The organism is Bradyrhizobium sp. MI1.3, assembly GCF_055811695.1.
Genome location: NZ_JBVVPQ010000002.1, coordinates 86,196 through 97,697, shown reverse-complemented (window position 1 = coordinate 97,697; position 11,502 = coordinate 86,196). Strand labels below are relative to the sequence as shown.

At 62.7% G+C, this 11,502-nt stretch carries 13 protein-coding genes; 4 read left to right on the top strand and 9 right to left on the bottom strand.

Going from position 1 to position 11,502, the window contains the following annotated elements:
- Window positions 1-204: 204 nt before the first annotated feature.
- Complete coding sequence (locus AC0L3A_RS01620) at window positions 205-1,824, bottom strand: peptide chain release factor 3 (RefSeq protein WP_007592078.1); 1,620 nt, start codon at window positions 1,822-1,824, stop codon at window positions 205-207.
- A 162-nt stretch (window positions 1,825-1,986) separates the two neighbouring features.
- On the opposite strand from AC0L3A_RS01620, the gene sugE reads away from it, so the two are divergent.
- Window positions 1,987-2,301 (top strand): quaternary ammonium compound efflux SMR transporter SugE, encoded by a 315-nt coding sequence (gene sugE / locus AC0L3A_RS01615; protein WP_007592079.1) that lies wholly within the window; start codon window positions 1,987-1,989, stop codon window positions 2,299-2,301.
- Here the strand turns inward: sugE and AC0L3A_RS01610 are convergent.
- From AC0L3A_RS01610 to AC0L3A_RS01580, 7 genes are all read right to left on the bottom strand, one after another.
- Window positions 2,294-3,301 carry an inorganic phosphate transporter gene (locus AC0L3A_RS01610; RefSeq protein ID WP_007592081.1) on the bottom strand — a complete coding sequence of 336 codons (1,008 nt, stop codon included), beginning with the start codon at window positions 3,299-3,301 and terminating at the stop codon, window positions 2,294-2,296. The two genes, sugE and AC0L3A_RS01610, sit on opposite strands and share 8 nt — an antisense overlap.
- A 15-nt stretch (window positions 3,302-3,316) precedes the next feature.
- Window positions 3,317-3,961, bottom strand: coding sequence for a DUF47 domain-containing protein (locus AC0L3A_RS01605; protein ID WP_007592082.1), 645 nt, complete (start codon window positions 3,959-3,961; stop codon window positions 3,317-3,319).
- 158 nt (window positions 3,962-4,119) lie between these two features.
- Window positions 4,120-5,088 (bottom strand): branched-chain amino acid ABC transporter permease, encoded by a 969-nt coding sequence (locus AC0L3A_RS01600; protein WP_219683217.1) that lies wholly within the window; start codon window positions 5,086-5,088, stop codon window positions 4,120-4,122.
- 1 nt (window position 5,089) lies between these two features.
- Entirely contained in the window at window positions 5,090-5,953 is an 864-nt protein-coding gene (locus tag AC0L3A_RS01595) for a branched-chain amino acid ABC transporter permease (RefSeq protein ID WP_007592087.1), read from the bottom strand.
- 72 nt (window positions 5,954-6,025) lie between these two features.
- The gene (locus tag AC0L3A_RS01590; RefSeq protein ID WP_007592089.1) at window positions 6,026-7,249 is read right to left on the bottom strand and encodes an ABC transporter substrate-binding protein; all 1,224 of its coding nucleotides are present in this window, start codon (window positions 7,247-7,249) and stop codon (window positions 6,026-6,028) included.
- 33 nt (window positions 7,250-7,282) lie between these two features.
- On the bottom strand, window positions 7,283-8,029 hold the full coding sequence (locus tag AC0L3A_RS01585) for an ABC transporter ATP-binding protein (protein ID WP_027517481.1): 747 nt from the start codon (window positions 8,027-8,029) through the stop codon (window positions 7,283-7,285).
- Complete coding sequence (locus AC0L3A_RS01580) at window positions 8,022-8,777, bottom strand: ABC transporter ATP-binding protein (protein WP_018459153.1); 756 nt, start codon at window positions 8,775-8,777, stop codon at window positions 8,022-8,024. Before AC0L3A_RS01580 ends, AC0L3A_RS01585 begins: the two co-directional genes overlap by 8 nt.
- A gap of 335 nt (window positions 8,778-9,112) precedes the next feature.
- Between AC0L3A_RS01580 and AC0L3A_RS01575 the strand changes: the two genes are divergently transcribed.
- Window positions 9,113-9,796 carry a hypothetical protein gene (locus AC0L3A_RS01575; protein WP_473253470.1) on the top strand — a complete coding sequence of 228 codons (684 nt, stop codon included), beginning with the start codon at window positions 9,113-9,115 and terminating at the stop codon, window positions 9,794-9,796.
- Between the two features lie 3 nt (window positions 9,797-9,799).
- Here AC0L3A_RS01575 and AC0L3A_RS01570 read toward each other — a convergent pair whose 3' ends face one another.
- Entirely contained in the window at window positions 9,800-10,174 is a 375-nt protein-coding gene (locus tag AC0L3A_RS01570) for an ArsC family reductase (protein WP_473253467.1), read from the bottom strand.
- Between the two features lie 105 nt (window positions 10,175-10,279).
- On the opposite strand from AC0L3A_RS01570, the gene AC0L3A_RS01565 reads away from it, so the two are divergent.
- Entirely contained in the window at window positions 10,280-10,651 is a 372-nt protein-coding gene (locus AC0L3A_RS01565) for a tRNA-binding protein (protein WP_007592097.1), read from the top strand.
- A gap of 218 nt (window positions 10,652-10,869) precedes the next feature.
- Window positions 10,870-11,502, top strand: a complete 633-nt coding sequence (locus AC0L3A_RS01560) for a TetR/AcrR family transcriptional regulator (protein ID WP_473253465.1) — start codon at window positions 10,870-10,872, stop codon at window positions 11,500-11,502.

Here is an 11,502-nt window from a genome sequence, read left to right as displayed (position 1 = left end):
TCCCACCACGGGGCCCCGCGCCTCCCCCCCTCCCCCCCCCACTGTTCAAATTGCGCGCCCCCCCCGGGGGGGGCGGGCGCCCGCCCCCCCCCCCCGACCCAGTATCCCAGAGGCGATTGTGATTGAGCCGAGAGGCTGCGGCGTACTGGATGCCCCGCTTTCGCGGGGCATGGCAGCGGAGGGTGAGGAGCGGACGGAACGCCCCTACCCCTTCTTCTTGACGTCCTTGACGTTGGTGAACGCGATGCCTTCGGCCCGTTCCCTGGTGTAGCCGAGATAGAACTCGTTCCGCGCCAGATAGACGGGATCGCCGTCGACATCGTCGGCGATGCTGGAGGTGTTGGCGGCGATGAAGGTGTCGAGCTTCTTGCGGTCGTCCGAAGAGACCCAGCGCGCGAGCTGGAACTCGCTGACCTCGAACTCGACCGGCAGGGAATATTCCGCATCCAGCCGCGCCTTGAGCACGTCGAGCTGGAGCGCGCCGACGACGCCGACCAACGCGGGCGCACCGTCGCGGGGACGGAACACCTGCACCACGCCCTCTTCCGACATCTGCTGAAGCGCTTCCTTCAGCTTCTTCGCTTTCATCGCATCGGTGAGACGTACGCGGCGGACGATTTCCGGCGCAAAGCTCGGCACGCCGACGAAGTTGAAATCCTCACCGTCGGTCAGCGTATCGCCGATGCGCAGCGTGCCGTGATTGGGAATGCCGACGACATCGCCGGCATAAGCCTCGTCCGCAACCGAACGGTCCTGCGCGAAGAAGAATTGCGGGCTCGACAGCGGCATGCTCTTGCCGGTGCGCACGAGCTTCGCCTTCATGCCGCGGCTGAGCTTGCCGGAGCAGAGGCGGGCGAAGGCGATACGGTCGCGATGGTTGGGATCCATGTTGGCCTGGATCTTGAACACGAAGGCGCTCATGCGCGGGTCGGTGGCTTCGACCTTGCGCTGGTCGCTCTCCTGCGCGCGCGGCTCGGGCGCGAACTTGCCGAGGCCTTGCAGCAGGTCGCCGACGCCGAAATTGCGTAGCGCGCTGCCGAAATAGACCGGCGTCAGATGGCCCTCGCGAAACGCTTCGAGCTCGAACGGCTTTGAAGCCGCGGTGACGAGCTCGAGCTCGTCCTTGACCGCTGACACGTCGAGATTGGCGTTGAGCTTGGCGAGCTCGGCGATCTCGATCTGCTGCGCCGCGCCGGTCTTGGCACCGCCGCCTTCGAGCAGGCGCACGCCGCCATTGACGACGTCATAGGTGCCGAGGAACTCGCGGCCGCGGCCGACAGGCCAGGTCATTGGCGTGGTATCGAGCGCCAGCGTCTTCTCGATCTCGTCCAGGAGCTCGAAGACGTCGCGGCTCTCGCGGTCCATCTTGTTGATGAAGGTGATGATCGGGATGTCGCGAAGACGACATACCTCGAACAGCTTTCGGGTGCGCGCCTCGATGCCCTTGGCAGCGTCGATCACCATGACGGCGGAATCGACCGCCGTGAGCGTGCGATAGGTATCTTCCGAAAAGTCCTCGTGACCCGGCGTGTCCAGCAGGTTGAAAACGAGGCCCTCGAACTCGAAGGTCATGACCGAGGTCACGACCGAGATTCCGCGCTCGCGCTCGATCTTCATCCAGTCCGAACGCGTGTTGCGGCGCTCGCCCTTGGCCTTGACCTGGCCGGCCAGATTGATGGCGCCACCGAACAGCAGCAGCTTTTCGGTCAGCGTGGTCTTGCCGGCGTCCGGATGCGAGATGATCGCAAAGGTACGCCGCCGCGACACTTCAGCGGCAAGCGAGGAACGGGCCGTCGATTCGGCTGTGGTGGCGATGTCGGACATTGCGGCAGCGTTTGGCAGGGAAAATGAGCCTGATCAAGCCTCATCTGGTGATTGCGGAGCCTTCCGGCCAGCCCCATATCGGGCTTGTTTGGGAGGGACGGCCTTCCCTTCCTATCGGCACGCCAGTCGCGGGGACGACCCTGCCTTGAATGGAGGGTCGTCATGGCCTGGAGCATCCTGTTCGTCGCCGGTCTGCTGGAGGTCTCCTGGGCGATCGGCCTCAAATATACCGAGGGGTTCAGCAAGCTCGTTCCGTCAGTCCTCACACTCGGCGCCATGGCCGGCAGCATCCTCCTGCTCGGGCTCGCCCTCAAATCGCTGCCGATTGGAACCGCTTATGCCGTCTGGACCGGCATCGGCGCGGTCGGTACCGCGACGCTCGGCATCATCCTGTTCGGCGAGCCGGCCACCGCGTTCCGCCTCGCCAGCATCGGGCTGATCGTCGCCGGGATTGTCGGGCTGAAGCTGGTTACTTGACGAAGAGCTTGACCGCCCACCAGGAGAGCGCGGCGACGATGGCCGAGGCCGGCATCGTGATCACCCAGGCATAGACGATCGAGCTGGCGACGTTCCAGCGCACCGCCGAAAGGCGGCGGGCGGCGCCGACGCCGACGATGGCCCCGGTGATGGTGTGGGTGGTCGAGACTGGAACGCCGAGGAAGGTCGCCATGAACAGGGTCGCGGCACCGCCGGTCTCGGCGCAAAAGCCCTGCATCGGGGTCAGCTTGGTGATGCGCAGGCCCATGGTGCGAACGATGCGCCAGCCGCCCATCAGCGTCCCCATCGCCATCGCGGCCTGGCACGAGAGCACCACCCAGAAGGGGACGAAGAATTCGCCGCCGAGCTGGCCCTGCGAATAGAGCAGCACGGCGATGATGCCCATGGTCTTCTGCGCATCGTTGCCGCCATGGCCAAGCGAATAGAGCGAGGCGGAGGCGAATTGCAGGATGCGGAAGGCGCGATCCACGGCAAAGGGCGTGGAGCGCACCGAGGCCCAGGAGACGATCGCGACCAGCACCATCGCGAGCAGGAAGCCGACGAGCGGAGACAGCACGATAGCGATCACCGTCTTGGACAATCCGCTCCAGACCGCCGCCGAAAGGCCGGCTTTGGCCACACCGGCACCAAACAAGCCGCCGATCAATGCATGAGACGAGGACGATGGGATGCCGAGGGCCCATGTCACGAGGTTCCAGACGATGGCGCCGACGAGCGCGGCGAAGATCACCTGGGCATCCACGATCGCGGGATCGATGATGCCGGTGCCGATGGTCTGGGCGACGTGCAGTCCGAACACCATGAAGGCGACGAAATTGAAGAACGCGGCCCAGAACACCGCGTATTGCGGCCGCAGCACGCGGGTCGAGACGATGGTCGCAATCGAATTGGCGGCGTCGTGCAGGCCGTTCAGGAAGTCGAACAGCAGCGCGACGGCAATCAATCCGACCAGGACGGGAAGACCCAACGCAACATCCACGGCGTCGCCCCTGCCCTAAACTTGCTCGATGACGATGCTGTTGATCTCGTTCGCGACGTCGTCGAAGCGGTCGGCGACTTTCTCGAGATGGTCGTAGATCTCTGCGCCGACGATGAAATCCATCGCGTTGCCGTCGCGATGCTTGAGGAACAGTTCCTTCAGCCCGATATCATGGAGATCGTCGACGCGGCCTTCCAGCTTGCCCAGCTCTTCGGTGATCGCAGTCAGCATAGCCACGTTCTGACCGATCTTCTGCATCAACGGCAGCGCACGGCCGACCAGATTGGCGCATTCGATCAGGAGCCCGCCGATCTCCCGCATCGGCGGCTCGAAGCTGCGGACCTCGAACAGCATCACGGCCTTGGCGGTCTGCTGCATCTGGTCGATGGCGTCGTCCATCGAGGTGATCAGGTTCTTGATGTCGCCGCGGTCGAACGGGGTGATGAAGGTGCGACGCACCGCCGTCAGCACCTCACGGGTGATATTGTCCGCATCGTTCTCGAACTGGTTGACGCGCTGGCAATAGACCGGCGTCTCCTCGCCCCCGTTGAGCATGCTCTGGAGCGCGATCGAGCCCTGGATCACGGTCTGGGCGTGGCGGTCGAACAGGTCGAAGAACCGTTCTTCCTTGGGCAGGAAAGAGCGAAACAATCGCATCATGGGAGAGAAACTACCGGTTGGATAATGGCTTGGCCAAAGGGGGCCGTCATGAAACTGTCATAGACCATTTTCGATCCACGCGCGTGCCACCTCACGCCCGTGGAGCCGGATCATCCACCGCTTTCGCGAGTCAACACATCTTCCATTAGATCAATGACTTACAGCGACCGCCGGAAGTAATGCGCGATTTCGCCGATGACGCCACGGCGGAAGGTGAGCACGCAGATCACGAAGATCGAGCCCTGGATCACGGTCACCCACTGCCCGAACCCCGCCAGATATTGCTGCATGGCGATGATCACGAAGGCACCGACCACGGGACCGAACACGGTTCCTAGACCACCGACCAGCGTCATCAGCACGACTTCGCCCGACATCGACCAGTGCACGTCGGTGAGCGAGGCATTCTGCGCCACGAAGACTTTCAGCGCACCGGCAAAGCCGGCCAGCGTGCCCGACAGCACGAAAGCCAGGAACTTGTACTGATCGGTCCGGTAACCCAGCGAGATCGCGCGCGGCTCGTTCTCGCGGATCGCCTTGAGGACTTCGCCGAACGGTGAGTTGATGATGCGGAAGATCAGCAAGAAGCCGGCGAGGAAGCCGACCAGAACCACGTAATAGAGCACGGTCGGCTTGGTCAGATCGAACAGGCCAAACATGCGTCCTTGCGGGATGCCCTGGATACCGTCTTCGCCATGGGTGAACGGCGCCTGGAGGTAGATGAAGTACAGAAGCTGCGACAGCGCCAGCGTGATCATCGAGAAATAGATGCCCTGGCGCCGGATCGAGATATAGCCCGTGATGAGCGAGAGCACGAAGGCACCGGCGACGCCGACGAGGATGCCGAGCTCCGGCGGCAGCGCCCAGACCTTCAGAGCATGCGCGCTGCAATAGCCGGCCGTGCCCAGGAACATCGCATGACCGAAGGACAGCAAACCGCCATAGCCGATCAGCAGGTTGAAGGCGCAGGCGAGCAGCGCGAAGCACAGTGCCTGCATCACGAAGAACGGGTAGACTCCCGTGAATGGCACCGAAGCCAGCAGCAGCGCCATCACCACGAACACGATCATCTCGTCGCGGATCGCGCGCGGGGTTACCGGCAGCGTGTCGTCCGTCAAGGCTGTCATATCAGGCCGCCCTTCCCGTCAATCCCGTTGGCTTCACCAAGAGCACCAGCACCATCAGCACGAACACGACGGTGTTGGAGGCCTCGGGGTAGAAATATTTGGTCATGCCCTCGATCACACCGAGCGCAAAGCCGGTGATGATGGAGCCCATGATCGATCCCATGCCGCCGATCACGACCACCGCGAACACCACGATGATCAGGTCGGCGCCCATCAGCGGCCGCACCTGGTTGATCGGCGCCGAGAGCACGCCAGCAAGCGCGGCCAGGCCGACACCCAAACCATAGGTCAGCGTGATCATGCGCGGCACGTTGACGCCGAAAGCGCGCACCAGCGTCGGGTTCTCAGTCGCGGCACGCAAATAGGCGCCGAGCCGCGTCTTCTCGATCAGGAACCAGGTCGCAACACACACGATCAGCGAGAAGATGACGACCCAGCCGCGATAGATGGGCAGGAACATGAAGCCGAGATTCATGCCGCCCTTGAGCTGGTCCGGAATGGCGTAAGGCATGCCGGAGGAGCCGAAATAGTTCTGGAACACGCCCTGCACGATCAGCGCAATGCCGAAGGTCAGGAGCAGGCCGTAGAGATGATCGAGCCCCGTCAGCCATTGCAGCATGGTCCGTTCCAGGATCATGCCGAAGATGCCGACGATGATCGGGGCAAGCAGTAACGCCCACCAGTAGTTGATGCCGCCGATGTTCAGCAGGAAGTAGGCGACGAACGCGCCCATCATGTAGAGCGCGCCATGGGCGAAATTGATGATGTTGAGCATGCCGAAGATCACGGCAAGCCCGAGACTGAGCAGCGCGTAGAACGAGCCGTTGATCAGTCCCACCAGTAGCTGAGCGTAAAGAGCCTGCATCGATCCCGCACCCGGTCCCTTCGGCGTTCCCTGAAAGTCGCCCGCAGGCCTGATGGCCTGCGGGCGGTTATCTTACTTCTTCAAGAGCGCGCACTTGCTCTCGGACAGCGGCGTGAAGGCCTGGTCGCCCGGTACCGTGCCGACCAGCTTGTAGAAGTCCCACGGTCCCTTGGACTCGGAGGGCTTCTTCACCTCGAACAGATAGGCATTGTGGATGGTGCGACCGTTGGGCTGGATCTCGCCCTTGCCGAACAGATCGTCTTCCGTCGGCATCGACTTCATCTTCTCGACGACCTTGGCGCCGTCGTGCGGGTTGCCGCCGAGCGCTTCCAGTGCCTTGAAATAGTGACGCACGCCCGCATAGACGCCGGCCTGCACCATGGTCGGCGGCGCGTTGTTCTTCATCTTCTCGGCGAAGCGCTTGGAGAACGCCCGGGTCTGGTCGTTCATGTCCCAGTAGAAGGTCTCGGTGAAGTTGAGGCCTTGAGCGGTCTCGAGCCCGATCGCCTTGACGTCAGTCAGGAACAGCAGCAGCGCCGCGAGCTTCTGGCCGCCCTTGACGATGCCGAACTCGGCCGCCTGCTTGATCGTGTTGGTGGTGTCGCCGCCCGCATTGGCAAGGCCGATGATCTTGGCCTTGGAGGCCTGCGCCTGGAGCAGGAAGGACGAGAAGTCCGGCGTGTTCAGCGGGTGCTTGACGCCGCCGACCACCTTGCCGCCATTGGCCGTAACGACAGCGGTGGTGTCGCGCTCCAGCGCCGCGCCAAAGGCGTAGTCCGCGGTCAGAAAGAACCAGGTGTCGCCGCCAGCCTTCACCAGCGCCTGGCCGGTGGTGTGGGCCAGCATGTAGGTGTCGTAGGTCCAGTGCACCGTGTTGGGCGAGCACTGCGCGTTGGTCAAATCCGAGGTCGCCGCGCCCGAGTTGATGTAGACGCCGTTCTTTTCCTTGACGACGTTGTTGACCGCAAGCGCCACGCCGGAATTCGGCACGTCGACGATGACGTCGACCTTGTCGACGTCAAACCATTGCCGCGCGATCGCGGTGCCGATGTCGGGCTTGTTCTGGTGATCACCCGAGATGATGTCGATCTTCCAGCCCTTCGCAGCCAGGCCGGAATCTTCAATGGCCATCTGCGCGGCGAGCGTCGAGCCCGGTCCGCCGAGGTCGGCATAGAGCCCGGACTGATCGGACAGCGCGCCGATCTTGACGGTCTTGTCCTGCGCGAAGGCTGCACCGGTGGCGGTCACGGCCAGCGCCGTGCCGAGCAGAAACGACGCAATCGACTTTGTCATCATGCTACTTCCCTATGAATCTTTTTGTTGGCAGTTCTAGACGCCGAGATAGGTGTGGAGCTTGTCCATGTTGGCGGCAAGCTCCGCATTGGAAAATCCGTCAATGATCTTGCCGTGCTCGACCACGTAATAGCGGTCGGCGACGGTGGACGCGAACCGGAAGTTCTGCTCGACCAGGAGGATCGTAAAACCCTCTTTCTTGAGCCGCGCAATGGTGTGGCCGATCTGCTGGATGATGACGGGCGCGAGACCCTCGGTCGGCTCGTCCAGCATCAGGAAGTTCGCACCGGTGCGCAGGATGCGCGCGATCGCGAGCATCTGCTGCTCGCCGCCGGAGAGTTTGGTTCCCTGGCTGTTGAGCCGTTCCTTCAGGTTCGGAAACAGATCGAAGATCTGCTCGAGCGGCAATCCGCCGGGACGCACCACCGGTGGCAACAGCAGGTTCTCCCGGACATCGAGGCTGGAGAAAATTCCGCGCTCTTCCGGGCAGAACGCGATTCCCATCCGCGCGATCTTGTCCGAGGTCGTGCGGATGATGTCCTGGTTGTTGAACTTCACCGAGCCGGTGCGCTTGCCGATGATGCCCATGATCGACTTCAGCGTGGTGGTCTTGCCGGCGCCGTTGCGCCCGAGCAGGGTGACGACCTCGCCTGCGTTCACGTCGAAGTTGATCCCGTGCAGGATGTGGGACTCGCCGTACCAGGCTTCCAGGTTGCGGACCTGGAGGAGGTTGCCGCCGCTCGCGGCCTTTGCGGGAGCTTCCGCCGTTGCAGTCTCAGCCATGACCGGCTCCCAGATAGGCTTCCTTGACGCGTTCGTCCTTGGTGAGCTCGCTGTAATGGCCTTGCGCGAGCACCTGCCCGCGCGTCAACACGGTGATGATGTCGGAGAGATTGGCCACGACGCTCAGATTATGCTCGACCATCAGGATGGTGTATTTCGCGGAAATGCGCTTGATCAGCGCCGCGATCTTATCGATGTCCTCGTGGCCCATGCCGGCCATCGGCTCGTCCAGCAGCATCATCTCAGGGTCGAGTGCGAGCGTGGTTGCGATCTCCAGTGCGCGCTTGCGCCCGTAGGGCATCTCGACCGCGGGCGTATTGGAAAACTCGCTGAGGCCGACATCGTTCAACAGCTCGCGCGCGCGATCGTTGAATTGGTTGAGCACGGACTTTGAGCGCCAGAAATCGAAGGAGCTGCCGTGCTGGCGCTGAAGCGCGACGCGGACGTTTTCCAGCGCGGTGAGATGGGGAAATACGGCCGAGATCTGGAACGAGCGAACCAGCCCCAGGCGGGCCACATCGGCGGGCGCCATCGCGGTGATGTCCTGCCCCTTGTACAGGATTTTTCCGGCAGACGGTTTGAGGAACTTGGTCAAAAGATTGAAACACGTCGTCTTGCCGGCACCGTTCGGGCCGATCAACGCGTGAATGCTCCCACGGCGAACCTTGAGCGCAACGTCGCGGACGGCGAAGAAGCCCGCGAACTCCTTGGTCAAGCCTTCCGTTTCGAGAATGAACTCATCGGCCAAACAGTTTTCCCCCTGCCCGCACAACGCGCGTGGCTATCCTTGTTGCTTCGGCTTTCCGGAGGCCTTGGAGCCACTCCCTGGAGCCCATCCGGAACGCCGCCTCCGGGCGCGGAATATGCCGGAGGTGACGGGGGTTAGGCAAGGCGGAAAGCTGAGCAGGTCAGGCCTCCGGCCGGGAGACTTATGCTCCCTTAGTCGGACGTGTTTTGATGTCGCGCCTGCCCGGCTTCCCGGTTCGCAAAGCGCCGGTCATCAAGCCGTCGTTAACGGTCTTTCGTTCCATGCGCCAGCCTTCATAGAAAATTTTCCCGCAGCGAGGATCATGCGCGGGTTTCATGCGTCCGGAATTTCTATTCGCCGGGAATATTGTGTTGGATTTTGCAAGCGCCGCTCCTTCCGTGGTCAAGTCGATCAGGCAGCGTGATCTCCTGAACACGTGGCTGCGGCTCTATGCGCGCGAGCAGACGGCCCCGGCGATTTGGGAGTACCAGCCTGCGCGGCTCGAGGAAGAGCTCTCCGATCTGATCTATTATACGGTGGACATGTCGACGCCGACACCGCGTCTGACCATCCAGAGCGAAGGTACGCGCATCTCGCGCGCCTATGGACACACCGGCAAGGGCGTTCTGCTCGACGACTATATCGGGCCGCGTCTCGTGCCCCTGGTAATGCCGGTCTATCATGAATGCGTGGCGCGCGGGGTGCCAGTCTACAGCGTTGCCGACGTCGATGACATCTACGGCCGTATCGTCGCCTATGAGCGCCTGCTGCTGCCGTTCCAGACCGACGGCAAGGTCTGTCACATCATCGCATCGCTCAAGACCTTCTGCGAGGACGGCGGCTTCGAGATCAAGAATCTGATGCGCGGAAATGACGCGCTGCCGCGCCCGAGATTGCGCGCGGTGATCGACCGCGACCTGTTCCACCGCACCCCAGGCCGCATCGCGCGGGCCGAGCTGGTCGAGTTCGCGGACCAGCAGGGCTCCGGCCTTCCCAGCGAGATCATCGAGCTGAACTAGCGCTCAGCGCGATTTGGCGGCGGCTTCCTTGGTCTTGACTTCCTTGGCATAGACGTCCGGCTTGAAGCCGACCAGCAGCTTGCCGCCAACTTCGAGCACCGGCCGCTTGATCATCGATGGTTGCGCTAGCATCAACGCCAGCGCCTTTTTCTCGGAGAGGCCTTCCTTGTCGGCATCGGGCAGCTTCTTGAATGTCGTCCCGGCGCGGTTGAGCAGCGTCTCCCAACCGACCCTGTCGCTCCACTGCTTGAGCTTGTCCTTCTCCACGCCCGCCGTCTTGTAGTCGTGAAACGCGTAGGCGACGCCATGGCTGTCGAGCCAGGCGCGCGCCTTCTTCATGGTGTCGCAGTTCTTGATGCCGTAGATGATGTTGGGCAAAACGTTCCTCGCGCATCCGTCGTATCGTGATCCCAAGGCGTTGTACGCAACTCCGGTTCGCGCGACAATATTGCGAATGACGCCAGCTCTTCGAACGGACACTCCATGCACGTCACTCACGATCCAGCCGCGACTGCGTCGCCGACCATCGACTTCGACACCTTCCTCGCGGTCGATATCCGCGTCGGCACCATCGTCGATGCGAAGCCGTTCCCGGAGGCGCGCAAGCCGGCCTGGCGGCTGTGGATCGACTTCGGTCCCGCGATCGGTGTGCGCAAGAGCTCGGCGCAGATCACCGAAAATCATCCGCTTGAAACGCTGGTGGGCCAACAGGTGGCCGCGGTCGTGAATTTCCCGCCGCGCCAGATCGGCCCGGTTGTCTCGGAGGTGCTCACCCTCGGTTTCCCCGATACCGACGGCAAGGTCGTGCTGGTGCAGCCGAGCAAGCCCGTGCCGAACGGCGGACGGCTGTTCTAGCACCGCACGATCGAGGGGCGGTCCCAGGCCGCCGGCGGCGTCCCCTTTAACGGTTCAGCCCTCCTGTTTCCCGACCCGGGGCGTCGGGATTGACCGGGATCCCTTTTTGATAATATAAATGACTGACTGATCGTTTTTTATCTAAGCCGCCCTTATCTACTACCTCCCCCGAGGAACGAATAAAACGATCGACCTGTCAGTTATTTATGGATAGCCGGATGCCCAAGATCAGCGACAAGCAACGCGAAAGCCGGCGGCAGCAGATCCTCGAAGCCGCTCTTGCCTGCTTCGCCGAGGACGGTTTTCACCAGACCGGGATGGCCGACATCGTCAAACGGTCGGGGCTGAGCCACGGTGCCGTCTATCTCTACTTCCAGAGCAAGGACGATCTGATCGAGGCACTCGCCGACGACCGGCATCGGCGCGAGGCCGTGCTCAACTCGGTCGCGCAAGGATCGGGCGATCCGATCGAAAGACTTCACGCACTGGTCGGCGTCTACGCGCAATGGCTCACCGACCCCGCCGGCGAAGCGCGCCGCCGTGTCGGTATCCATGGCTGGGCCGAGGCCCTGCGCAACCGACGCGTCCGCACCAGCGTCGTGGAAGGCATCGACATGCCGCGCGCCCTGATCGTCGCACTGGTCGAGCGCGGCCAGCATGACGGCCTCATCAAGCGCGATCTCGGTCCTGAAGCGATCGCGCGCGTGCTGATTGCGATCTTCCAGGGATTTCTGCTGCAAAAATGCTGGGGCCAGGATTTTGACATCGAGGCCTGCATGGCGGCCGTGACCGGCGTGATCGATGGTTTTCGCACCACGAAGGCCGACGTCAAGCGACGGACCAGGAACTGA

What these genes read in the sequence shown, in the direction of transcription:
- sugE (WP_007592079.1), top strand. Translation starts at nt 1,987, where the DNA reads ATGGCCTGGAGCATCCTGTTCGTCGCCGGTCTGCTGGAGGTCTCCTGG.
- AC0L3A_RS01590 (WP_007592089.1), bottom strand. Translation starts at nt 7,249, where the DNA reads ATGATGACAAAGTCGATTGCGTCGTTTCTGCTCGGCACGGCGCTGGCC.
- AC0L3A_RS01585 (WP_027517481.1), bottom strand. Translation starts at nt 8,029, where the DNA reads ATGGCTGAGACTGCAACGGCGGAAGCTCCCGCAAAGGCCGCGAGCGGC.
- AC0L3A_RS01620 (WP_007592078.1), bottom strand. Translation starts at nt 1,824, where the DNA reads ATGTCCGACATCGCCACCACAGCCGAATCGACGGCCCGTTCCTCGCTT.
- AC0L3A_RS01575 (WP_473253470.1), top strand. Translation starts at nt 9,113, where the DNA reads ATGCGTCCGGAATTTCTATTCGCCGGGAATATTGTGTTGGATTTTGCA.
- AC0L3A_RS01565 (WP_007592097.1), top strand. Translation starts at nt 10,280, where the DNA reads ATGCACGTCACTCACGATCCAGCCGCGACTGCGTCGCCGACCATCGAC.
- AC0L3A_RS01605 (WP_007592082.1), bottom strand. Translation starts at nt 3,961, where the DNA reads ATGATGCGATTGTTTCGCTCTTTCCTGCCCAAGGAAGAACGGTTCTTC.
- AC0L3A_RS01600 (WP_219683217.1), bottom strand. Translation starts at nt 5,088, where the DNA reads ATGACAGCCTTGACGGACGACACGCTGCCGGTAACCCCGCGCGCGATC.
- AC0L3A_RS01595 (WP_007592087.1), bottom strand. Translation starts at nt 5,953, where the DNA reads ATGCAGGCTCTTTACGCTCAGCTACTGGTGGGACTGATCAACGGCTCG.
- AC0L3A_RS01560 (WP_473253465.1), top strand. Translation starts at nt 10,870, where the DNA reads ATGCCCAAGATCAGCGACAAGCAACGCGAAAGCCGGCGGCAGCAGATC.